Source organism: Undibacterium sp. GW821-FHT11B02, assembly GCF_058808955.1.
Window position 1 is genome coordinate 451,984 of sequence record NZ_JBXASD010000004.1, and the last position, 24,521, is coordinate 476,504.

General features: G+C 50.7%; 20 protein-coding genes. 13 read left to right on the top strand and 7 right to left on the bottom strand.

Features of this window, described 5'->3' with window-relative positions; translation table 11 throughout:
- Window positions 1–881: 881 nt before the first annotated feature.
- The 3 genes from AC1RVX_RS10875 (at window position 882) to AC1RVX_RS10885 (ending at window position 5,130) form a co-directional block, all read left to right on the top strand.
- Window positions 882–2,216 (top strand): MFS transporter, encoded by a 1,335-nt coding sequence (locus tag AC1RVX_RS10875; RefSeq protein WP_493216602.1) that lies wholly within the window; start codon window positions 882–884, stop codon window positions 2,214–2,216.
- A 347-nt stretch (window positions 2,217–2,563) separates the two neighbouring features.
- A complete protein-coding gene (locus AC1RVX_RS10880; protein WP_493216603.1) occupies window positions 2,564–3,940 on the top strand; it encodes a pyridoxal-phosphate dependent enzyme in 1,377 nt (458 codons plus the stop codon).
- A complete protein-coding gene (locus AC1RVX_RS10885) occupies window positions 3,937–5,130 on the top strand; it encodes a trans-sulfuration enzyme family protein (RefSeq protein WP_493216604.1) in 1,194 nt (397 codons plus the stop codon). Before AC1RVX_RS10880 ends, AC1RVX_RS10885 begins: the two co-directional genes overlap by 4 nt.
- A gap of 80 nt (window positions 5,131–5,210) precedes the next feature.
- Here AC1RVX_RS10885 and AC1RVX_RS10890 read toward each other — a convergent pair whose 3' ends face one another.
- Window positions 5,211–7,394, bottom strand: a complete 2,184-nt coding sequence (locus AC1RVX_RS10890) for a DUF4214 domain-containing protein (protein ID WP_493216605.1) — start codon at window positions 7,392–7,394, stop codon at window positions 5,211–5,213.
- A gap of 198 nt (window positions 7,395–7,592) precedes the next feature.
- Between AC1RVX_RS10890 and AC1RVX_RS10895 the strand changes: the two genes are divergently transcribed.
- Entirely contained in the window at window positions 7,593–8,189 is a 597-nt protein-coding gene (locus tag AC1RVX_RS10895; protein ID WP_493216606.1) for a DNA-3-methyladenine glycosylase I, read from the top strand.
- An 83-nt stretch (window positions 8,190–8,272) separates the two neighbouring features.
- Here AC1RVX_RS10895 and AC1RVX_RS10900 read toward each other — a convergent pair whose 3' ends face one another.
- From AC1RVX_RS10900 to purM, 5 genes are all read right to left on the bottom strand, one after another.
- Window positions 8,273–9,151 (bottom strand): proteasome-type protease, encoded by an 879-nt coding sequence (locus tag AC1RVX_RS10900; protein ID WP_493216607.1) that lies wholly within the window; start codon window positions 9,149–9,151, stop codon window positions 8,273–8,275.
- Window positions 9,152–9,447: 296 nt separating this feature from the next.
- Entirely contained in the window at window positions 9,448–10,254 is an 807-nt protein-coding gene (locus tag AC1RVX_RS10905; RefSeq protein WP_493216608.1) for a transglutaminase family protein, read from the bottom strand.
- A gap of 15 nt (window positions 10,255–10,269) precedes the next feature.
- Window positions 10,270–11,220: an alpha-E domain-containing protein gene (locus tag AC1RVX_RS10910; RefSeq protein WP_493216609.1), complete on the bottom strand. Its 951-nt coding sequence runs from the start codon at window positions 11,218–11,220 to the stop codon at window positions 10,270–10,272.
- A gap of 87 nt (window positions 11,221–11,307) precedes the next feature.
- Entirely contained in the window at window positions 11,308–12,741 is a 1,434-nt protein-coding gene (locus AC1RVX_RS10915; protein ID WP_493216610.1) for a circularly permuted type 2 ATP-grasp protein, read from the bottom strand.
- Window positions 12,742–12,962: 221 nt separating this feature from the next.
- On the bottom strand, window positions 12,963–14,006 hold the full coding sequence (gene purM, locus AC1RVX_RS10920) for a phosphoribosylformylglycinamidine cyclo-ligase (RefSeq protein WP_493216611.1): 1,044 nt from the start codon (window positions 14,004–14,006) through the stop codon (window positions 12,963–12,965).
- A 154-nt stretch (window positions 14,007–14,160) separates the two neighbouring features.
- Here purM and AC1RVX_RS10925 point away from each other — a divergent pair, with 154 nt between their 5' ends.
- The 7 genes from AC1RVX_RS10925 (at window position 14,161) to panB (ending at window position 20,319) form a co-directional block, all read left to right on the top strand.
- Window positions 14,161–15,246 carry an AI-2E family transporter gene (locus AC1RVX_RS10925; protein WP_493216612.1) on the top strand — a complete coding sequence of 362 codons (1,086 nt, stop codon included), beginning with the start codon at window positions 14,161–14,163 and terminating at the stop codon, window positions 15,244–15,246.
- Window positions 15,243–15,938 (top strand): DnaA regulatory inactivator Hda, encoded by a 696-nt coding sequence (gene hda, locus AC1RVX_RS10930; protein ID WP_493216613.1) that lies wholly within the window; start codon window positions 15,243–15,245, stop codon window positions 15,936–15,938. The genes AC1RVX_RS10925 and hda overlap by 4 nt, the downstream gene beginning before the upstream one ends.
- Window position 15,939: 1 nt before the next feature.
- Window positions 15,940–16,629: a histidinol-phosphatase gene (locus AC1RVX_RS10935; protein ID WP_493216679.1), complete on the top strand. Its 690-nt coding sequence runs from the start codon at window positions 15,940–15,942 to the stop codon at window positions 16,627–16,629.
- Window positions 16,626–17,987, top strand: a complete 1,362-nt coding sequence (pcnB, locus tag AC1RVX_RS10940; RefSeq protein WP_493216614.1) for a polynucleotide adenylyltransferase PcnB — start codon at window positions 16,626–16,628, stop codon at window positions 17,985–17,987. The genes AC1RVX_RS10935 and pcnB overlap by 4 nt, the downstream gene beginning before the upstream one ends.
- A gap of 2 nt (window positions 17,988–17,989) precedes the next feature.
- Complete coding sequence (gene folK, locus AC1RVX_RS10945; protein WP_493216615.1) at window positions 17,990–18,469, top strand: 2-amino-4-hydroxy-6-hydroxymethyldihydropteridine diphosphokinase; 480 nt, start codon at window positions 17,990–17,992, stop codon at window positions 18,467–18,469.
- A gap of 51 nt (window positions 18,470–18,520) precedes the next feature.
- Complete coding sequence (locus AC1RVX_RS10950; RefSeq protein ID WP_493216616.1) at window positions 18,521–18,868, top strand: DMT family protein; 348 nt, start codon at window positions 18,521–18,523, stop codon at window positions 18,866–18,868.
- Window positions 18,869–19,506: 638 nt separating this feature from the next.
- On the top strand, window positions 19,507–20,319 hold the full coding sequence (gene panB, locus AC1RVX_RS10955; RefSeq protein WP_493216617.1) for a 3-methyl-2-oxobutanoate hydroxymethyltransferase: 813 nt from the start codon (window positions 19,507–19,509) through the stop codon (window positions 20,317–20,319).
- A gap of 224 nt (window positions 20,320–20,543) precedes the next feature.
- Here the strand turns inward: panB and AC1RVX_RS10960 are convergent, their stop codons facing one another.
- Entirely contained in the window at window positions 20,544–21,581 is a 1,038-nt protein-coding gene (locus AC1RVX_RS10960; protein ID WP_493216618.1) for an MBL fold metallo-hydrolase, read from the bottom strand.
- Between the two features lie 235 nt (window positions 21,582–21,816).
- On the opposite strand from AC1RVX_RS10960, the gene AC1RVX_RS10965 reads away from it, so the two are divergent.
- Together AC1RVX_RS10965 and AC1RVX_RS10970 are read left to right on the top strand one after the other, a co-directional pair.
- The gene (locus AC1RVX_RS10965) at window positions 21,817–22,437 is read left to right on the top strand and encodes a TetR/AcrR family transcriptional regulator (protein WP_493216619.1); all 621 of its coding nucleotides are present in this window, start codon (window positions 21,817–21,819) and stop codon (window positions 22,435–22,437) included.
- 277 nt (window positions 22,438–22,714) lie between these two features.
- Entirely contained in the window at window positions 22,715–24,481 is a 1,767-nt protein-coding gene (locus AC1RVX_RS10970) for a phospholipase D-like domain-containing protein (RefSeq protein ID WP_493216620.1), read from the top strand.
- Window positions 24,482–24,521: the final 40 nt, after the last annotated feature.

Here is a 24,521-nt window from a genome sequence, read left to right on the forward strand (position 1 = left end):
ACAGCGACATAACAAGCAAATCCACTCTTTGTGTATTTGTTCAATCTGCCCACACGAACATTGACTCTGGGCCTATGCACATGCGTACCGGCAAAGCTCCCCCGACCGGCCCTTTTACTTACAACGTTCTGCTGTTATTTCACGCATGCAATGACATTGAAAACGTTTTCAAATCACCATTAAAAATACGACCTTCATTAAGGCCATATTAGCCACATATACAAATGACAAGTATGTGGTGGTGAGCGGCACAATTATTGAAAACGTTTTCAAGTAAACCGAAATTTATCATTGCCTTTAAACTGTGTCAACAATCTGTCCAGGTATAGCTTGGTAAATCTCATCAGCAATTGATCGTTAAAGCTTAATTGACTGTCAAATTATGAAAACAATTTCAAGTTTTTACCATAAAGACCAGAAAATTCATGTCTGCGCATAGCGTAAGTACGTCTGCATATAACAACAGAAAATGGAGAAAAAATCATACCCCAAGCCTTTTCTTCATTCACTGCCAAGCATTTTGACCTGCCTATGAACAAATCTGAATTGCATCTTTTTAATGAACAAAGTTTTTAATTCTCACTTTTCATGTTATTCTTTTTTATGAAAAGGTTTTCAAGATACCGTCACTGAATAACTTTTTTATAAGAAGTTTCAGCAAAATGAAGATAGTCAGGCATAAACATATGATCGATTAATGATCTGACGGGACTAACTTGATTGCGCGCGAAGCGAATAATAAATATACGAGACCAGCTATTCTTACGATTGCATGCTGATCCAGTTTGCTGCGAAAGCAAAGTAACCTGGCCAGTCAAAGCTGACCGGCTACCATCAATGATGATAGCCGGGTAAAGAGTAGCGCCACCCTAGCCGCCACCATGATTACACAGACAGAAGTCCATCTTCGTGCAGCACCAGGAAAACCCTCTCCGCTATTCTGGGTACCCACCACGTATTTCACCATGGCACTGACGTATATGACGCTGACCAACGTCACTGCCATCATGTTTAAAAATTTGGGTATGAATAACGGTCAGGCAGCAGAATATGCCAGTTACCTGATCCTGGCCTATACCATCAAGCCCCTGTTTGCCTCTTTTGTCGAGATGTACAAGACCAAGAAATTCTTTGTCATTTGTACTGAACTGGCCATTGCTGCTGGCTTTGTTGGCGTGGCACTGGTGATGTCCTTGCCCAGTTACATGGTGATTTTGATGATGCTGTTCTGGCTGATTTCCTTCCTGGGAGCAACCCAGGATATCGCTGCGGACGGGGTATATGTCACCTCACTGGATAGCAAGGCACAATCTCTGTATTGCGGCATACAAAGCCTGAGCTGGAATATCGGCCCGATAGTCGCCGCCGGTGGCCTGGTGTACCTGAGCGGCAAACTGCATACTGATTTTTTTCACCATGATCCCAAGGTATTTGGTGCAGAATGGATGGAATCCTGGCGCATTATCTTCCTCATCGTGGCGGGTATTACTGTACTGATGGCGTTCTGGCATATGCGTACCATGCCAGATGGCGCCAAGGCTGAAAACACACCAGCCAGTGCCGGCGAAGCAGTACATATCTTGCGTGATTCCTTCGTTACTTTTTTTCAGAAACGCGATGTCTGGCTGATGGTGGCATTTGCCTTCCTGTTTCGTCTGAGCATAGGCTTTCTTGAAAAAATCGGCCCCTTTTTCATGGTTGATCCGGTTGCCAAAGGTGGTTTGGGTTTATCGAATGAATCGCTGGGCTTGATCTATGGCACTTACGGTTTGGTTGCCGTGCTGCTTGGTTCTTTGCTGGGCGGCGTGTTCGTCGCAAAGCGCGGCCTGAAACCCAGCCTGTTCCTGCTGTGCTGCGCAGTCAACATACCCAATGCAACCTTTTTGCTGATGAGTATCTTCCAGCCAGAAAGCCAGATATTGATTACTGCCGGCGTCGCGATCGAGAAATTTTTCTTTGGCTTCGGCTCTGTCGGCTTCATGATTTACCTGATGCAGCAACTGGCCCCGGGCAAATACACAACCACCCACTATGCCTTCGGTACCGGCCTGATGGGTCTATGCATGATGGTAACCGGCGTCATCAGCGGTCACTTGCAGCAAATGCTGGGTTATACCCATTATTTTGTCTTCGTCATGCTGGCAACTATTCCATCTTTCGCAGTTTGCTGGTTTGCCCCTTTTCACAATAAGGAAGACCGGAGCATACCGGAATAAGAACTGGAGCCGATCGGCGACACCGGTTTAAATAAAAGATGAGTGCATCGCCCCAAGCAGGCATGTTTTAACGTAGTACATTCTTGATGCCGCCTTCGGGCGGCATTTATATTTTCTGCCTTCCGCCTTTTTCTTCACGGTAACACCCTGCTTTCAGCCCATCAGCAAGATTCAGCACAAAGACTATACTAAAACTCTGATAACACTGGCAAGCGCATTTTCCGAATAAGCATAGTTGTAAAAATTCCTTATCCGTGGCGACAGACATAGCTAGCATGTCTGCCTCTTGAACAAAAGCGTAACGAGATGCATGGCAATGATCTGCCATCGCAGGCTTGGAGAAAAAAATGACAAATCAAACTAATCCCGCAGTACTTGCGTTGATTGGCAACACACCTCTGGTTCAGGTTACCCGCCTCGATACTGGCCCATGTGAATTGTTCCTGAAGCTGGAATCACAAAACCCTGGCGGCTCCATCAAGGACCGTATCGGTCTGGCCATGATAGAAGCAGCGGAAGCCGACGGCCGGCTACAAACTGGTGGCACCGTTATTGAGGCTACAGCAGGCAATACCGGACTGGGTCTGGCGCTGGTGGCCCGTGCAAAGGGTTACCGCGTTGTGCTGGTGGTACCCGATAAAATGTCGACTGAAAAGATACTGCATCTGCGAGCCATGGGGGCAGAGGTACATATCACCCGCTCTGATGTGGGCAAGGGCCACCCTGACTATTATCAGGATTATGCAGCCCGTATTGCCAAAGATATTCCCGGTTCTTTCTTTGCAGACCAGTTCAATAACCCGGCTAATCCTCACGCGCATGAAACCACGACAGGTCCTGAAATCTGGGAACAGGCCAGCCATGACATCGATGCGATTGTGGTTGGCGTGGGCTCTGCTGGCACGCTCACTGGACTGACACGTTTCTTTCGCAAGGTACAGCCAGAACTGGAATTCGTACTGGCCGACCCCAAGGGTTCCATCCTGGCAGAGTACATAGAAACTGGCCACGTCAACGAAGTCAGCGGTTCGTGGGCGGTAGAAGGCATAGGCGAAGATTTCATTCCCGCGATTGCCGACCTGACGGCAGTGAAACATGCTTACACTATTGATGACACCGAAAGCTTTGGCACTGCGCGTGAACTGTTGCGTGCTGAGGGTATCCTGGCTGGCTCATCCACCGGCACCCTGCTGGCGGCGGCCTTGCGCTACTGCCGTGCACAGACCACACCCAAACGTGTGGTGACGTTTGTTTGCGACACAGGTACCCGCTATCTGTCCAAGGTATACAACGACAACTGGATGATCGACCAGGGGCTGTTGAAGCGACAAATTTATGGCGACTTGCGCGACATCATTGGCCGCCGCTTTGACGATGGGGGTGTGATCAGTGTTGACAGCGGTGACACCCTGATGGTGGCTTTCAACCGCATGCGCAGTGCTGATATCTCGCAACTGCCAGTCATTCACAATGGCGAGATCATTGGCATCATTGATGAATCAGATTTATTGCTGAAAGTATCAGGAGACGCCACGCTGTTTCGCAGTCCGGTACGAGACACCATGACCAGCCAGATTGAAACCCTGAACCCACAGGCAAGCATAGCGTCATTACGTGCAACTCTGGATCGTGGCCTGGTCGCCATCATCGCATCAGATCAGCATTTTCACGGCCTGATTACCCGTTTCGATCTCCTCAACCATTTACGCAGGACACTCACATGAGCTATCCCGAATACAAGAAGCCAGCGCATCCGCAAGCCTTTGGCACACGTGTTATCCATGCCGGGCAATTCCCGGACCCGACCACCGGTGCCATCATGCCGCCAATTTACGCTACCTCCACCTACGTGCAGGACAGCCCTGGCGTACACAAGGGCCTGGATTATGGGCGCTCGCACAACCCCACCCGTTGGGCGCTGGAACGTGCTGTGGCTGATCTGGAAGGCGGTGCCCAGGCTTTTGCCTTCGCATCTGGCCTTGCCGCCATCGCCACCGTACTGGAAATCGCCGACAGTGGTGCTCACATCGTCGCTGGCGATGATATGTATGGCGGCAGTTATCGCCTGTTTGAACGGGTGCGCAGACGTAGCGCTGGTCTGGATTTCACTTATGTGGACATGACACAACCGGAAGCCTTGCTGGCAGCATTAAGGCCAGACACCAAAATGGTGTGGGTGGAAACACCGACCAACCCCATGCTGAAACTGGCAGATTTGCAGGCTATTGCCAAGATTTGCCGCGAACGCGGCATCATCGCGGTGGCCGACAATACCTTTGCCAGCCCCCGTGTGCAACGTCCGCTGGAACTTGGCTTTGATATTGTCGTGCATTCCATGACGAAATACCTCAACGGTCATTCAGACATCATCGGCGGTATTGCCGTCGTCGGTGGTGCAGAACATCAGGCCGAATGGCGGGAACGTCTTGGCTTTCTGCAAAATTCTGTCGGTGCAATTGCGGGCCCCTTCGACAGCTTTCTGGCCCTGCGCGGCATCAAGACACTGAACATCCGGGTAGAGCGGCACAATACCAACGGGTTGGATCTGGCACAGTGGCTGGAGCAGCAGCCCAAGGTCAGGAAAGTATATTACCCCGGCCTTGCCAGCCACCCGCAGCATGAACTGGCGAAGCGGCAAATGGATGGTTTTGGGGGCATCATTTCCATTGAGCTTGATACCAACCTGGCTGGTGCGCGCCGCTTTCTTGAACGTTGCGAAATATTTGCTTTGGCAGAAAGTCTGGGTGGTGTTGAAAGCCTGATCGAACACCCAGCCATCATGACACATGCCACCATCCCTGCCGAACAAAGAGCGATACTGGGGATTACCGATTCTTTCGTGCGACTGTCAGTCGGCATAGAAGATGTGGAAGATTTGCGCCGTGATTTGCAACAAGCACTGGATGCCATATAAGTAGTTGACTACAAAAAAACAGGGAGCGTGCTGTTGCAACGCTCCCTGTTTTTGTATCAAGCTTAGCTTCACTCCATACACTATTTCAGCAACTTGATACTCCGCCACGGACGCGGGTCCTTGTCGACAATGGGGCTGAACCGTGCTGGTGGCGCTGCTGCAACACCTCCTGTCCCCCCTGCTGCAATCGTAGGGCATGCACCGGTGCTGGCATAGGTCAATGCTGCCGACAGGCGTGATTCGCTGACATTGCCCAGTTCATGATTCAAGTCGTCCGGCACATAGCATGCCGGCGTAAAGCCATTGGTGTAATCGCCCTTGCCCAGCGAATTGACACCGGCAAACTGAATCGCAAAATAGGCAGTGTTACAGTTATTGGTCTGGATAAAACCATAGGGCTTGCCACAGGTTGTATCGCCGATCAGTATCACCTTCATGAAAGGCGTCAGACCATTGATGATGGATTCGCTGGCTGAACAGGTATTGCTGCCAGTAATCACAAAAACGCGTGGCAAATTCAACGTAGGCAGGAAACTGTTATTCGAATCAGTATCATAGAAATAGGACACATTGTCAGCCGTCATGTCAGCATGCTTGTCATTGAACTGCAATTGTTCAAATATTTGGTTGGTGACCTTGTTGCCCCCCATCATGGCAGCCAATTCATTGGCAATATACAGGTAGCCACCGCCGTTATAGCGCAGGTCCAGTACCAGGTCATCAATGCCGCTTTGCCGGAACTTGCGTATGCTGCTCACCAGCGGTGCTTCCGCAGTGCGGATGTGGTCGGTAAAAACCATATAACCAATCTTTTTGCCATTCACGTTCAACACCTGATTTTGCAAAACAGGGGAAGTTGTCACAGTGATGGCGGTCATGGTCACAGTTCGGTTGGCGCTGCTGCCATCCTGCACCTGGAAGCTATGGGATTCGGATTTGGATGGATACAGGGCGTTGTATTGCGCGTCATTGATATAGGAGCCCAACGCGGCATTATCAACGCTGACAATGGTGGTGCCCCGTTTGATCTGGGCCAGGTCAGCAGGCGACCCTGGCTGTACGTAGCGTACACGTATATTGCTACCTTCACGCACCAGGCTATATCCGTAACTGACATCTTCACCTGACTGGAAATAGTCATCAATACTGCCTTGCTCGGAAGTGAAGCTAAATCTGTCCTTGGATCTGACCAACAATGCGGTGAAATAGTCTTCTGCCGTACTGTATTGCGAAGGTGGCACATCAATAATGTCGCGATACCACAAATAAACATCATCCAGATGAGCACGCACCCAGCTTTTCTTGCCATCCACAGTACAAATATTGGCCAGACTTTCTGGTGTCCCTATGGTGCTGGCGAGATTCAGGCCATTATCCTTGACGCCGATGAGGTCAAGAGCTGCCGTCGTTGAGGTACTGGTGACAGCTGCAGCGATGGCCATGGTCTTGGTGATGTTGTCATCCAGACTGTTATAGTTCAACCCCTGTTGAACAGCAAAATAATTGGCGACATTGAGCTTATTGTTGAGTAAGGCCGGTACCCAGCCCCAAGTCGGATCATTTGCATATTCACGCGCAGCAACCAGCATCGCCCTGACTATATGCCCCTTTGTTGTACCTGTTTTCAACTGGCTGGACCAGTAATCAATTTCAATTGCAGTCGGTGCCGTTGTGCCAGTTCGTCCCAGCACGTTTTTATAAATGATACGGATAAAGTCATCGTTGCTCATGCCACTGGAATAACCTGTCAGCGTCGGCGATTGCAAAGCGACCAAATAAAAACTTTCTGCGATCTGATCATCCGTCATGCCTGCTTTGACCTGATCTATCCAGTAAGCCAGTCCGTCCGCATCCGGTATGCGGTTAAAAAATGCGACATACAGGTCTATCAGGGAATTCAAACTGGTGATGGACAAGGAGTTGGCTTTATCACCAATGCTCAGGTTCACATGAAAATCAGAAAACTGGATATTCTTTATATTGCTGGCCAAGGTGACCGAGGTACCGCCAGCACGGGTATCACTAACGATAAAACCGCTGATACCAGCATTGGTAACCTTGGTAATCGTATAGTCCTGGCGTTTGCCAGAAAATACCGTGGTATCTGCATTGGCAGGTGCTGCCTGCACCGGCGGTACAGCAGCTGGTGTGGCCGAATTGGCCGCAGTTTTACTGTCCTGACCGCCACAAGCTGCCAATATCAGGCTCAGGGTCAATACAGACAAGGCAGACAACGTTTTACTACTTCGTTTAAAGCTCAGCATGTTGATTCCAAAATCTGGTGGCGTCTGATTATGAATAATGACGATATGAATTTACAATTTTCAAACTTACTATTGCTGCCCTGCAGCACCATTCTGCAACAGGCTTTGTAGCAATTAAGTAAAATAGAGAAGCAAATTGAAACACATTGTTAAAAATTAATATTTCAGAATCATATCTTAAATTTACGGTTATCAAGCATGACGACACGTTGCAATTGGGCTAACTCCTCTAATCCTTTGTATTTGCACTATCACGACCATGAATGGGGTGTGCCTTGTCATGATGAGCAACGCCTGTTTGAAATGCTGAACCTGGAAGGTGCGCAGGCGGGCTTGAGCTGGGAAACCATCTTGAACAAGCGCGAAAATTACAGGCAGGCATTTGACCAGTGGGATGCAAAAAAAATTGCCGTCTACGGTCCTGACAAAGTCGCAGAATTGCTGGCTAACCCCGGCATCGTCAGAAATCGCCTGAAAGTGGCTGCTGCGATTACCAATGCGCAAGCCTATCTGCGTCTGTGTGAAGAGATTGGTAGCCTGGATGCTTATCTGTGGGCTTATGTTGAAGGCAAACCCTTGATTAATAATGGTGAACGCATCATCACGACTGAGCTGTCAGATCGCATTTCAAAAGACCTGGCAAAACGTGGATTCAAATTTGTCGGCTCCACCATTATCTATGCCTATATGCAGGGCATAGGCATGGTTAACGACCACGCTGCCAATTGCGCCTGGCGACATCAGGCAAGCGAGCCCAAGGCTGTGCGCAAGACAGTCGTAAAAAGTAAAGTTTAAGAGAAGAAACAATAACGACAGGTGCCGCTTAAAGGCACCTGTGCAGCATTAATTTCAATGCCTGTTGATTCAAGCGTCTTGATTCACGCCTGTTTATTACTGTTGGGGTGCTGCGCAAGCGACTGCAAAGGTCCCGGCGGTTGCGGGTTTTCTATCAGTTGCGCGGGCACTTCTACACGCACGGGCTTGCTGTGCATATTAGTGGCAGACAAGACATTACAATCGACTTCAGGGCTGGCATTCCAGACCGGGTCATCAATACTTTCGAATACGCTTTTTAATTGTTTGCCCCAGGTACTACGTATCATCTGAAAATACTGGTTCTTTTCATCGATGGTGACGAAGTGGGTGATCGCCAGTTTATTGTTTTCATACACCAGCAAATCCAGCGGTAAACCGACAGACACATTAGAGCGCAATGTAGAATCCATGGAAATCAGCGCACATTTTGCAGCTTCATCCAGTGGTGTGGTGGGGGTAACAACACGGTCTATGATGGGTTTGCCGTACTTGGCTTCACCAATCTGAAAATAGGTATTTTCATTGTGTGACTCGATGAAATTACCGGCAGAATAAATCTGGAACAGGCGGCAACGCTCACCCTTGATCTGCCCACCAAAAATCAGGCTGACATTAAAGTCGATACCGAATTCGGACAATGCCTGGGCATCGCGGTGATGTACCATACGCACAGCCTCACCGACGATGCGGGCAGCTTCATACATATTCGGTGCAGTCCAGATATTATGGCCTTTGCCATCCACATGTTCGGAAACGATTTGCCGTATCGATTGCGAAATCGACAGGTTACCTGCAGTCATCAGCACAATGGTGCGATCGCCAGGATTTTCAAATACCGACATTTTACGGAAAGTGCCTACCTGATCCACGCCCGCATTGGTACGTGAGTCGGAGAGAAACACCAGCCCGGCGTCAAGGCGCATACCAACACAGTAAGTCATAGAGCAAAGTCTTGATGGAACGAAGTGGGGATTTTACCTTAATCTTGCACCAGATAAAGCAAAGGACTGTTGCAAAATGTGGCGCGCAGACCAGCAGCCGAGGACTAAATCGGGTTTATATAAGGAAAAGATCACGAATAAATTAAATTTTTTATATTATTAGGCCTTGCGCAAAATTGTCTCAACAAGGCGACAGCGACGAAGACAGTACGAATAGTACAAATAGTACGATAGGGAGCTGCAAAGCTTAGTGGCAGTTTTGCGTAAGTCCTGATTATATTAATGTAACAGCATCTTCAATGCGGCGTCACTTCTACGTTGACGCTCAAAGTTTCCTGCCCGCCGCCACGCCTGACACCGCGTACCGGGGCAGCTGAATCATAATCACGGCCAATAGCCAAACGACAATATGCATCTGTCATCAGGCAGGCATGTGTCACATCAACGCTGACCCAGCCGGTGTAGTCGGCATCCTCAACCCAGGCATCAACCCAGGCATGGCTCTCGGCATGATTGGTCGATTCAGGATCAATATAACCAGACACATAACGGGCTGGAATACCACGCGCATGACAGCACGCCAGAAACAGATGGGCATGATCCTGACAAACCCCGCGCCCCAATTGCAAGGCATCGCTGGCGCTGGTCGTGACTATGGTTGCACCGGTTTGATACTCCACCGCACCACGAATGTGCATTGCGAGATTAAGTAATGCACCAGTGGTGGTCTTGCCTTGATCTGGCAAATGACTGGCGGCGAAGTCAAGAATGGAGGCAACCGGCTCGGTTAAACGGGTCGGCACGGTAAACACCAGCGGGGAAAAAGTGTCCCGATCGGTAATTCGCCCCTGATAGGGCATGGCCAGTTCAACCACGCCTTCGGCAATGATCGCCACCTCATGATGCAAACCAGTAATGGTCAGCGTATGCGAAGGATTACCGTAGGCATCAATATAAGCATGGCGCTGTCCGGCAGTCTTGATCTGCCATGATATCGCGTGCTGGTGCTGCTCGACACGCGGTGTCAGGCGCAGTTGCTGTATGGTATAGGTCAGTGGTGCAGAATAACGGTAAATGGTCTCGTGGCGAATGATAAGTTGCATGATTTTCCAGGTGATCTAAGCTGCCAGCGGAACCAGGAAGTCACGGCTGACACGATTACCCAGCTCAAAGATATTTTCCAGGAATGTGGTCAGGGTATCATGCAGACCGGCATCCAGGATTTCTTCTATGCGGGCAAATTTCAGTTCAGCATGCAGTTTGCCAGCAAAACGTTCTGTATCAGCAGACACATCATTGCGTACCTCTCGCAGATTGGCGACCACTTCATCCATGCAGGCCAGCAGCGAACGCGGCATATCACCACGCAATATCAATAATTCAGCCACTCGTTCAGGGGTGATGACATCGCGATACACCTTGCGATAAATTTCAAAGCCCGATACCGAGCGCAGCAGCGCTGCCCAGTAATAAAACTCTCTTTGCAAACTGTCATTGCCACGCTGACTTTCTTTCGCACCATGGAACTTCACGTCCAGTATGCGGGCCGTATTATCAGCGCGCTCTATGAAGGTGCCAAGACGAATAAAATGCACGGCTTCGTCTTTCAGCATGGTACCCAGGGTAACGCCACGTGATAAATGGGAACGGTATTTGACCCATTCAAAAAACTGGCTAGGATCATTTTCCAGCACATGGTCAGACAATCTTTCCTGCATGTCCAGCCAGGTGGCATTCTGAGTTTCCCATACTTCAGTGGTCAGGGTTCCCCGCACGGCACGGGCATTTTCGCGCGCTTCTTTCAGGCAGGAGGCAATCGACGACGGGTTCATGGGATCTTTCACCATGAAATCGAGCACATCTTTTTTGGTCAGTATTCCATATTGATGGTCAAAGGCAGACTGCAATTCAGAAATGCCGAGCATGGCGCGCCAGCCCTGTTCGGCATCTTTTGCCGACTGTGGCAACATGGAAGTCTGGATATTCACGTCCAGCATACGTGCGGTATTTTCGGCGCGTTCGGTGTAACGTGCCATCCAGAACAAGTGATCAGCGGTGCGGCTTAACATGGTATTTTTCCTCAATCTTAAAACCTGTTGCAACATTCAATGACAGCCCGGGCTGTCTGTCCAAGGCTGTAGTGCTTCAAGAGGCGATTAATTTTCCAGTATCCAGGTGTCCTTGGTACCACCACCCTGTGAAGAATTCACTACCAGTGAACCTTCTTGCAAGGCGACGCGGGTCAGGCCACCCGGGACCATGGAGATATGTTTGCCCGATAGTACAAAGGGGCGCAAATCAATATGTCTGGGGGCGATGCCGCTTTCAACAAAGGTCGGGCAAGCTGACAATGCCAGTGTCGGCTGGGCGATGTAACCATCTGGCTTGGCCAGCAGGCGCTGGCGGAAATCTTCAATCTGCTGCTTGCTGGAAGCAGGCCCGACCAGCATGCCGTAACCACCGGCCCCGTGTACTTCCTTGACCACCAGTTCAGACAAATTGGCCAGGGTGTAGGAAAGGTCTTCTGGCTTGCGGCATTGATATGTGGGCACGTTATTCAATATCGCTTCTTCTGACAGGTAGAACTTGATCATGTCCGGCACAAAGGGATAGATGGATTTGTCATCTGCCACGCCGGTACCGATGGCATTGGCCAAGGTAACCCGGCCAGCGCGATAGACTGACAGCAGGCCAGGTACACCGAGCGAAGAATCCGGGCGGAACGCCAGTGGATCAAGAAAATCATCATCAATACGGCGATAAATCACATCTACCCGCTTGGGCCCGCGTGTTGTACGCATGAAGACAGCATTGTCATTCACAAACAAGTCCTGCCCTTCTACCAGTTCCACACCCATTTGCTGAGCCAGGAAAGCATGCTCAAAGTAGGCCGAGTTATACATGCCGGGGGTCATGACCACCACTGTCGGGTCATCCACACCCATAGGTGCCACTGAGCGCAAATTGTCCAGCAACATGTCTGGATAGTGATCAACCGGAGCAATTTTGTTGCGGGTAAACAGCTCAGGAAAGAGACGCATCATCATCTTGCGATCTTCCAGCATGTAGGACACACCCGACGGCACACGCAAATTATCTTCCAGCACGTAGAATTCGCCCTGACCGGCACGCACTATATCCACGCCGGCTATATGGGCATAAATATCGGAAGCGACAGAAATGCCCTGCATTTCTGGCCGGTATTGTGCATTTTTGTAGATTTGTCCGGCAGGGATAATGCCCGCCTTGATGATGTTTTGATCATGATAAATATCATGAATGAACATGTTGAGTGCCTGCACGCGCTGGACCAGACCTTTTTGCAATTGCGCCCATTCATTCGCAGGAATAATCCTGGGGATGATGTCAAAAGGGATCAGGCGTTCGGTACCAGCATCATCACCATAGACGGCAAAGGTGATGCCAACGCGGCGGAAGCTGAGATCGGCTTCGGCGCGCTTGCGCTGTAACCTGTCTGCAGACTGCCGCGCCAGCCAGTCGCAAAAATCGCGATAATGCTCGCGGGTGTTACTGTTATTGCCAGGCGTGCCTGCGTAGTCGGCCGCCATTTCATTGAAAAATTTTGCCATGTTCAAGTCTCGCGGTTACAGTACAGCAACAGCATATCAAGAAACGTGCCAGTTCACTCACTGATTTGCAGGAACGTGGTTTTGCTTAGACAGGGGTGTTGTTTTGCATGCAAAAATGCCAACCCGATGCAAAGTTGAAAGGGAATACGAAAGGAATGAGGAAGAACACGCAACCTGGCTGGCAGGTTGCGTCGATACAGCTACGGTGTGGACGACGATATTTAGACTACGATAGTCTGATGCTCGTCACCAGCACGGGCACGGATTTCACCAATACGGTACACGGTTTCACCGGCTGCGGCTAATTGTGCCATGGCAGCATCCGCCAGGTCGGCAGCAACAATCACCACCATACCAATGCCGCAGTTGAATACACGGTGCATTTCTGCGTCGGCCACACCGCCATGTTGTTGCAGCCAGGTGAACAGAGGTGGCAATGTCCATGCGTCTTTGTGCAGGACGGCAGTCAATTTGTCGCCCAATACACGTGGGACGTTTTCAACCAGACCACCGCCAGTGATGTGGGCCATGCCTTTGACTTCCATGGATTCCATCAGGGCCAGCAAGGGTTTGACGTAGATGCGAGTAGGTGCCATCAGGGCATCGCCCAGGCTACGGCCGTGGAAATCCGCACTCAGGTCTGGCTTGGCAACTTCGATGATCTTGCGCACCAGCGAAAAGCCGTTGGAATGGATGCCTGAAGAAGCCAGCCCCAGAATCACATCACCAGGCTGGATTTTGCTGCCATCGATGATTTTTGACTTTTCTACCGCACCGACCGCAAAACCGGCCAGATCGTATTCACCATCCGGGTACATGGATGGCATTTCGGCAGTTTCGCCACCGATCAGGGCACACCCGGCTTGTTCACAACCAAAGGCCACGCCTTTGATCACGTCAGTGGCAGTTGCCACATCCAGCTTGCCACAGGCAAAATAGTCAAGGAAGAACAAGGGTTCGGCGCCTTGCACCAGGATGTCATTAACGCTCATGGCCACCAGATCGATGCCGACGGTGTCATGCTTGTTGAGGTGGAAAGCCAGTTTCAGCTTGGTACCCACACCATCGGTGCCGGAAACCAGAACAGGTTCCTTGTATTTTTTGCTGACTTCAAACATGGCGCCAAAACCGCCTATGCCAGCCATGACACCTTCGCGCATTGTTCGTTTGGCAAAAGGTTTGATGGCGTCAACCAGCGCGTCGCCAGCGACCATATCGACACCAGCGTCGGCGTAAGAGAGAGAAACAGGGGTAGAAGTGCTCATGATATTCGGCAATAGGGGCAGGAGGCGGTAAAATAGAGAAATTGCCAGAAAAGTCCGGCAAAACCGCTATTTTAACAAATTGACCGCGAAAACTTTGTTTTTTGGGACATTGCAGTAAATTCGATAATATTTTGACTACTAAGCAGCCATAAAAATGCCATTTTCTTTTACGTCGGAGCAAAAACAAACCGCGCTGTGGCTGGCCCTGGCATTCGCGCTGTTGTTATTATTGTCTTTGCTAGGCCCGGTGCTGATGCCGTTTATTGTTGCCAGCATCCTGGCCTACGTGCTTAATCCCTGGGTGGACAAGTTGTGCGACTGGCGTCTGCGTAAGTTTCACTTGCCACGTTCGCTGGCTGCAGCGCTGATTATTGTAGTCTCGCTGGCTGCAGTACTGGCGATGGTATTGATTATTACCCCCATTTTACAAAAAGAGATACCACAATTACAAGACCAGATTCCACGTTTCTTCGACAAGCTTGATGCCATGTTGTCACCTTTGTTGGCCAAGTTTGATATCAAGGTCAAACTCGACAGCAATGGCATCAAGGCCTTGTTGTCAGATCAACTCGCCAATAGCGGTGAAGCGATAGGCAAGGCTGTGCTGGCATCTATCCGGGTGGGTGGGACTGCCGTCATTGGCATGGTAGCCAATCTATTACTGATACCGGTCGTATTATTCTATTTATTGATGGATTGGCATGCCCTGATACAACGCCTCAGTAATTTCGTGCCACGCCGCTGGCTCAAGAAAACCAGGGATTCCATTCAGGAAGTTGATGACATCATGGCGCAATATCTGCGCGGCCAGATCATGGTCATGATCGTGCTGGCAGTTTATTATTCGATTGCGCTGAGTATTGCACGCTTTGACCTGGCGCTGCCAGTAGGTATCATCACGGGCTTTTTGGTCTTCATCCCCTACCTCGGTTTCGGGTTCGGCCTGGTATTGGCGCTGATAGGTGCTACCTTACAGTTTGACGGTTTGACTGGCCTGGTCTGGGTGGCGGTCATCTATGGTGCGGGGCAGATACTGGAAGGCTTCTTCCTGACGCCGCGCCTGGTTGGCGAGCGCATAGGCTTGCATCCCCTGACCGTGATTTTTGCATTGATGGCATTTGGTCAACTATTCGGGTTTATCGGTGTATTGGTCGCCTTGCCAGCGTCAGCCATTATTTCTGTCGCAGTCAAACATGTGCGCGCCTCTTACCTTAGCAGTTCTTTTTATCGTCAGACATGAGGCAATTATTATTGGACCTGGACGCGCAGAAACTGCCGTCTCTTGCCACCTTTGTGGTGGGGCAAAATGCTGAACTGGCGCAATTGCTGGGCTTGTTTGCCCAGCGTATTACCAGTCAGTATGGTGAACGCTCGGTGTATATTTGGGGCGAAGCTGGTGCTGGCAAAACCCATTTGCTACATGCACTGGCAGACGATGCATCTGCCCGCTATATACCAGCTGACGCGCCGGAAAGCGCCTTTGACTTTACAGAAGGTGTCAGCTTGTATCTGCTGGACGACTGTGACCAGTTACCGCCGCTGAACCAGATTGCAGCCTTCAATCTGTTTAACGAGGCCCGTGCCCACGGAGGATTTTTAGTCGGTGCCGGCAATCATCCGCCCATGATCCTGAATGTGCGCGACGACTTGCGCACGCGTTTTGGCTGGGGCCTGATCTATCAGGTGCATGGTCTGACTGATGAAGACAAGATCGATGCCCTTGAGCGTGCCGCCCATGCCCGTGGGATACAACTGTCAGCTGGCGTGTTACCCTATCTGATTACCCACTATCGGCGCGATATGAGCTATTTGTCGGATATGCTCGATCAGTTGGACCATTATTCACTGGAAACCAAACGTCCTATTACCCTGCCACTGCTGCGTGAACTGATGTTGCAACAGCAACCAGGGCCAGACTTTACAAATGACTAGCATGCGCAATATCGCCTTATTTGATCTCGACCACACCCTGATCCCTATTGATTCTGACTATGAATGGGGGCAGTTCCTGTGCCGCACCGGCGCAGTTGATGCCGACGAATTTGCCCGTCGCAATGCCAATTTTTTTGCCCAATACCAGGCAGGTACGCTGGATCCGGTTGAATACCTGGAATTTGCCCTGGGTACACTGGCACAGTTCCCACGTAAAAAGCTCGATGAATTGCATGGCCAATTCATGCAGGAAGTGATACAGCCTGCCCTGTTACCAGCAGCCTATGATTTGATCAAGAAGCACAAGGATCAGGATGACCTGATCGCCATCATCACTGCCACCAACCGCTTTGTTACCGCACCGATAGCAACTGCGCTGGGCGTACAACATTTGATGGCAGCAGAACCTGAATTCGATGTTGCAGGCAATATCACTGGTAAACTGCTGGGCGTACCCAGTTCTGGTGCTGGCAAGGTCGTGCATTTGCAGGACTGGCTGGCAAGGCAGGAAGTGACGCCACTAAGGCAACTCAGCGACTTTAACCATAGTTATTTTTACAGCGATTCGCAAAACGATATACCGCTACTGGAACGCGTCAGCCACCCTGTCGCCACCAATCCCAACGACAAGCTACGCGCTCATGCGCAGGCCAAGGGTTGGCCTCAACTTCACCTGTTTGACAAGCAATGATCAAGAAATTTATTCGCAAAATACTCGGCGTTAAAAATAAGAGCGATGTCGCCAGCGCCAACCGCAAGCCGACTGTGCTGGGTCCCAAAGACCACGGCATAGACCCGCAACTGGTGTCTGCGAATGCCATACGCATCACCCAGACCCTGCAAGAAAATGGCTTTAAAGCCTTTGTCGTCGGTGGTGCAGTGCGTGACTTGCTGACTGGCGTCAAACCCAAGGACTTTGACATTGCCACTAACGCCACGCCGGAACAGGTGAAGCGCCTGTTCCGCCGCGCCTTCATCATCGGTCGTCGCTTCCAGATCGTGCATGTGATGTTTGGCCAGGATTTGCTGGAAGTCACCACCTTCCGTGGCGCAGCCACTGACGGTGCCCCCAAGGATGAGCATGGCCGCGTATTACGCGACAATACCTTTGGTGAACAGCATGAAGACGCAGCGCGCCGCGACTTTACCGTCAACGCCATGTATTACGACCCGGCCACACAAACCGTGCTTGATTATCACGGCGGCATGAAAGACGTGAAAAAGAAAACCCTGCGCATCATCGGTGTGCCAGAAGCACGTTATCGCGAAGACCCGGTGCGCATGCTGCGCGTGGTGCGCTTTGCTGCAAAGCTGCAATTTGATATTGATGCTGCCACACGTGCGCCAATACCGGTGATGGCCCCACTCATCAACAACGTGCCAGCCGCCCGTGTATTTGATGAAATGCTAAAATTACTGACCAGCGGCCACGCCATGGCCTGCCTGCAACAATTGCGCAAAGAAGGTCTGCATCATGGCCTGATGCCCTTGCTGGATGTCGTACTGGAACAACCCCTGGGCGAAAAATTTGTAACCCTGGCACTGGCAAATACCGATCTGCGTGTGCAGCAGGGCAAACCAGTTTCGCCCGGCTTTTTGTTTGCATCCCTGCTGTGGCACCAGGTAGTGGAAAAATGGGATGCCTACAAGGCTGCCGGTGAATTCCCCATCCCCGCCCTGCACCTGGCGGCTGATGATGTCCTGAATACCCAGACCGATGCCCTGGCAATACAGCGCAAGATCGGTTCCGACATGCGCGATATCTGGGCCATGCAGCCGCGCTTTGAAAAACGCGTCGGCAAGACGCCTTACAAAATGCTCGAACATCCACGCTTGCGTGCCGGTTATGATTTCCTGTTATTGCGGTGCGCATCAGGTGAAATTGATGCCGATCTGGGCGAATGGTGGACTGACTTTATCGATGGTGACGCAGAAGAACGCGAACGCCTGATCAATAGCAAACCCAAAGCAACCGCAGCCGAAGCTGGCGTAAAAAAACGCCGCCCACGTCGTCGTGCCCCACGTAAAGCAGCCGCTGCTGCCGAATGAACATGCAAGTTTTTATCGGCATAGGTGCCAATCTGGGCGATGCCAAAACCACCGTAGGCAAGGCGATCGCAGCCTTGGCGCACCTGCCGGATACCACCCTGGTGGCACAGTCTGCCCTGTTTGGCAGTGCGCCGATAGATTCATCCGGTGACGATTATGTGAATGCCGTTGCCGAACTGGATACCAGCCTGAGCGCCACTGCCCTGCTGCAACATCTGCAAACCATAGAATTGGCCCACGGGCGCGAGCGCCCCTACCACAATGCACCGCGCACGCTGGACCTGGATCTGCTGCTGTATGGCACAGAAGAAATCCTGACCGCCGACCTGCAAGTCCCGCATCCACGCATGACCGAGCGGGCTTTTGTGCTACTACCTCTGCTGCAATTAGACACCGGTATACACATCCCCGGCAAAGGCCGTGCACAAGATTTTGTCGCCGCAGTCTCCGGCCAACGCATACAAGAACTAATCCCCAACTGAACACGCCGCCAACATGTCACCAACATGCGGCACAGCCCAACACGAGGTCCCATGCAAATCCCTGTCATCATCCAAACCACTGGCCTGTTGATACTCTCCAACGTCTTCATGACCGTCGCCTGGTATGGCCACCTGAAAAACTTTTCCAGCAAAGCCTGGTGGATAGCCGCCCTTGCCAGCTGGGGCATCGCCCTGTTCGAATACCTGCTACAAGTGCCCGCCAACAGAATCGGCTACACTACCTACAGCCTGGCACAACTAAAGATATTGCAGGAAGCCCTGACCCTGATCGTCTTCGTCCCCTTCGCCATGTTTTACATGGGACAGCCGTTCAAGCTGGATTATGTGTGGGCAGGACTATGTCTGGTAGGCGCCGTGTATTTTATTTTTAGAAGTTAAAAAATAGATTTATCGAAAGAAGGAAAGCGGTAAGTAAGCTGTGTTTTGAATTTGCTTTTGAATTTGCTTTTGGTTCTGGTTTTGCTGTTGGTTTTGACTTTGGAGTTGCTTTTGACTCTAGTCCGCTTGAGGCGATGTAATTTGTGCTTCACAGAAAATGGAATCAGAAGAGCCGATGTCTGAGCGAAGCGAGTTTCGGATCTTCCCATTTTTTGTGATGCACAAATTATGCTGAAGCGCAGCGTAAGCACCCGTAGGGCGAGTCTGCGGTCGCCTTTCTTTGATTCCTTTCTTTGGCGAAGCAAAGAAAGGAATTCGGCCGCCGGGCCGAGACCCGGCCTTGTCAATCAACAGCAATAGAATTTTCCTAAAAACACACTATAAAAATAACTGAAGCTTGCAAACAAATCGGAATTAAAAATGAATAGGACTTACGCAAAATTGTTCCAGAATGTAGGTACGATTAGCGCAGGACATGCGTACGATTACGCTGCGCTAATCGTACCTACGTTGGTTTGATGAGCAGCGCGGCTGGTTTGCGTAAGTCCTAATAAAAATAACAATTAGAAGATGTAGGTGGAGACACAAATCGCTGTCAAACAAAAACCAAACGACAGCATCACCTCTGGAGAAAAAGAATGGCTGAATATTTGCAAGACCGTAAAGCAGTAAGCATTCCCGGCTTAATCAGCATGCGTGAGAAAGGTGAAAAAATCACCATGCTCACCTGCTACGACGCCAGTTTCGCATCCCTGATGGACCGTTGCGGTGTAGAGGTTTTACTCATCGGTGATTCCCTGGGCATGGTATGTCAGGGACATGACTCCACCCTGCCAGTGACACTGCAGGACATCGCTTATCACACCGCCGCTGTCGCCCGTGGTAATGAAAAAGCCCTGGTTGTTGCCGACATGCCGTTTGGCAGCTATGCCACGCCGGAAGCTGCCTTCAACAACGCCGTGCAACTGGTGCAGGCGGGTGCGCAAATGGTCAAACTGGAAGGTGGTACCTGGTTACTGCCAACGATCAAGTTCCTGACCGAACGTTCTATACCCATCTGCGCGCATCTGGGGCTGACACCGCAATCTGTCCATCAGCTTGGCGGTTACAAAGTGCAAGGCAAGACCGATGCTTCCGCCAACCTGCTCAAGGCAGAAGCACTGGCCGTACAAGAGGCTGGTGCCACCATGATAGTGCTGGAAGCGATTCCCGCCAGCCTGGGCAAGGAAGTGACAGAATCCCTGCACATTCCCACCATAGGCATAGGTGCCGGTGTTGATTGCGCTGGTCAGGTGCTGGTCATGCATGATTTGCTGGGCGTCTTCCCTGGCCGCAAAGCCCGTTTCGTGAAAAATTTCATGGAAGGTCAGACCAGTATTGATGCTGCGGTACTGGCGTATGTGGCAGCTGTTAAAGACCAGTCTTTCCCGGCCCTGGAACATAGTTTCTAAGCATCTGCTTACGATCCTACTGCGCGGGCGCAATCGGAGTCTACGCGGGGCACATGTGCTGCTCAAAATGCTCATGTACTACAGTACATTCCGCTTTTTGCGCTGCGCTTGGTTACCCTGCCCTGCCGCTGACGCTCGCTACAGATCGTCAACAGGTTCTAAAGCAAAAAACAGCCCGCAAGGCATGTGCCCGCGGGCTGTTTTCGTTCAACATGTGGCCTATGCTAATCCACCAGCACTGACTGCAAAGACACCGGGTGGCTGGCCTGAGTGTTCGGGAACAGCCACCAGCGTCTGCCGGTTTGCGGTTCAGCGATATCGACCTCTTCCCCCATTTGCGGTGTGCTGATTCTCACGCCATGCTGCTGTGCCAGGGCAACGATGCGTTCAAACGGATCAAACCAGCTATGCATGGACAAATCAAAGGTGCCGTTATGGATGGGCAACATAGCTTTGCCGCGCAAATCCAGATGTGCCTGCAAAGACTCTTCCGGTTGCATGTGGACATCCGGCCACATTTTGTTATAGGCACCGGTTTCCACCAGGGTCAGGTCAAACGGGCCATACTTGTCGCCTATCTCTTTAAAGCCCTTGAAGTAGCCTGTATCACCGCTAAAAAATATTTTCAGGTCAGGTGCCATGATGGTCCAGGACGCCCACAGGGTCTGGTCACGGTCATGCAAGCCACGGCCAGAAAAATGCTGCGCCGGTGTGGCCACAAACTGGATATCGCCAACAAGGGTACTTTGCCACCAGGCCAGTTGCTGGATTTTTTCACGAGCTATACCCCACTTGACCAGGCGCTCCCCCACACCCGTTGGTGTCAGGAAATGCTCGGTCTTCTTGGCCAGTTGCAAAATGGCAGAATAGTCCAGATGGTCGTAATGGTCATGTGACAGAATCACGCCCTTGATCGGTGGCAGATCGGCAATGCTGATCGGCGGCTGGTGAAAACGCTTTGGGCCCATCCACTGGAAAGGCGATGCACGTTCAGAAAATACCGGGTCCGTCAGCCAGAATTCCCCCTGCAATTTCAGCAGCAAGGTCGAATGTCCAAGGCGGTACAGGCTATTGTCTGGTGCCGCCAGCAATTGCGCTGTGGTCAATTCAAACACAGGGATACTGCCACTGGGAACTGTATCTTTAGGTTTATCAAAAAAGAATTTCCAGGCGATGTGCAAGTTCTGCAAAAAACCAGGTTCGCGCACAGGTGCCTGATTCAAAAAGGTTTTGCCTTCTTCGTGCGGTACGGTATTGCGCATGCCCTCTGCGGGACTAGAGTAGGAAACATAAGCCATGGTGATCAACGCTCCTGTCAGTATGGTGTGCGGTAGAAAGCACTAAATTCATTCAATTCGTTTAATTCAATATGCCGTGTAAGATCAGGCCTATTTATTAATTACACTACACAGTGTAGTTTCTAAATTAAAGAAAGTAAACTACCTAGTGTAAAATTCGCTTGTGAATATGATTTACAAAAATTAATATAATTACAATATGTCCAATCCCATCCGCCAGACTGACCGCAAGCGCGAAGCCATTTTGCTGGCCGCGATTCATGAATTTCGCCTGCACGGCTTTGAATCAACCAGCATGGACAAGATTGCCGCCACCGCTATCGTCTCCAAACGTACGGTGTATAACCACTTCCCCAGTAAAGACGATTTATTCGCTGCAATATTGTTGAAATTGTGGAAAAGTGCTGTTTCTCAGGATGATTTCCACTATCAGCGCGACAAAAGTCTGCGCGAGCAGTTAGAAACTTTCCTCGGCAACAAGATGCTCTTGCTGTGCGATACCAATTTCATCGACCTCGCCCGTGTCGCCATCGCCGCCACCATCCACAACCCGGACCGTGCCAGGGATATGGTAGAACGCATGAGCAATCGTGAAGAAGGGATCGTCGCCTGGATCAGGGCGGCACAGGCGGATGGCAAACTCAAGGCCGGCGATGCCGTCCTCATGGGCGACATGCTGCAAGGCCAGCTCAAATCGTTGGCCTTCTGGCCTCAGGTGACTATCAACCAGCCGCTATTGGACACCGTGCAGCAGAAGCAGTTGATCGAGTTGACGACGGGATTGTTTTTGAACTATTACGAAGAAAAAAGTCGCGCTTGAGCGTTGCAAACGCTGCCTTGGGTATCCCAAATTCCGAGTTCTCAGATCGCAAAAAATTGAAGCAACCAAGGTCAACTTCGGGCCTGCAAACCGCATTGAACCAAGCAAGTTGATGGAGATTTCCCCGCGATCATTCACCAGCAAAACACTCACGCTCTATGTCACATCTCCGTCATCAAAACCTTGCATGATTGTCGAACCATCCATGCAATTCAAACAATAATTCGTTTGCAATAAATATAATCTACGCTAGCATGGTAAGGATTGGCTTACTGACATGAATCCAGCCATTCAATGCGACACCCCAGGCGACAGAAAATCACACCTTGAAAGGTTGGACATGGAACAGTATGAGGTCATAGCGAATAATGACAAAGCGCTTTTCAGCCTGAAACTGCATCGTGGTGACGGTATGCTGTTGCTGGGCATGGACTGGAAAACTGGCAAGCCAGGTACAGACTTTGTCGGCTTTGCGATTGAATACAAGGAGCCAGGTGGCCAGCAATATTTTGCTATCAAGAATCGCCTGTCCTTTGTTGAAAAAGATGGAAACTTCAACCCGGAAAGCCTGTCCAGCCTTCTCTCGCCTATACAAAAATTCCGCTGGATACATTTCCCCCGCAATGCCGATATGAAGGGCAGTTTCACGTATCGCGTTACCCCAGTATTCATGAGTGTAAGCGATGACTTAAGCTATGGTGAAGCGCAAGAGGCAAACATTGTGCTCCAAAGGGAAACTTATGACGGTCAGTTGAACGTTGCCTATACACGTGGCTTTGTGTCTTCCCAGGCTTTTGTTGACCGTTACACCGCTGCCGCTATACCAACATTGCTGCCAGCGCAGGCAGATGACGGCCTTACATTCAAGCCCACCAATCCAAAAGCAGACGAAGCACTTGCCTGGATGGGATTTGAAGCCCGCAGCGCCATTCTGGAAGTACTGGACAATGCCATTGCCGACACCAGTGCCCAGGTCTGTGTTGTGGCCTACGACCTGAATGAACCCGGCGTACTTGAGAGACTGGAAAAACTGGGTAAGCGCTTGCGCGTCATCATCGACGACAGTGGTAGTCACGGACCAGAAAATTCGGCTGAATCACAAGCTACTACCCGTCTTGTGACCAGCGCTGGCGCTGGCAATGTATTGCGCCAGCACATGCGCGATCTACAGCACAATAAAACTATCGTCGCCAAGGGCAAGCAGATCAGCAGTGTGGTCTGTGGATCGACCAACTTCAGTTGGCGCGGTTTTTTTGTTCAGGCTAACAATGCCATCATCCTCCACGGCGACGGGCCAGTGAATTTATTCCAGACTGCCTTTGACACTTACTGGAAAAATGAAGCTGCAAGTTTTGCCAGTGGCAGCCCGGCAAACTGGCAAAGCCTGGGCTTGGATAAAATAGATGCACAGGTGACATTTTCTCCGCATGGCAGCAAAAACGCGGCCCTTGATAATGTTGCCAAGGATATTGCCCTTACCGGCTCGTCCCTGCTCTTTTCCCTGGCGTTTTTATATCAGACACCGGGGTCCATCCTGGACGTGATCAAAACAGTAGCAACCGACCCGGCAAAATTTGTCTACGGCATATCTGACAAAGAAGTGACGGGTTTGTCACTCACCACCCCAAATGGCAAATCAACCGAAGTTTATCCTTCGGCGCTTGGCAAGGATGCGCCCCCTCCATTTCACGAAGAACCCACTGGTGGTGGTGGCACCCGTATGCATCACAAGTTTGTGGTCATCGATTTCGACAAACCAACAGCGCGCGTGTATATGGGCTCGTACAATTTTTCGCAATCAGCCGATCACAACAACGGTGAAAACCTCTTGCTCATCCGTGACAGGCGAGTCGCTGTGTCCTATATGGTAGAAGCCTTACGCATGTTTGATCATTACCATTTCCGTGTCAAAGAGAAGAGCGCCAAAGATGCCAATGAGCCATTGGTGCTGGCCAAGCCCCCAAAAAAAATTGGGGAACATGCATGGTGGGAAAGCAGCTACAGCGATCCGCTCAAAATACGTGACCGCGTACTGTTTTCCTGATCTGCATGCGGTGCGGAATACTTCTGCGCGACGACATAAT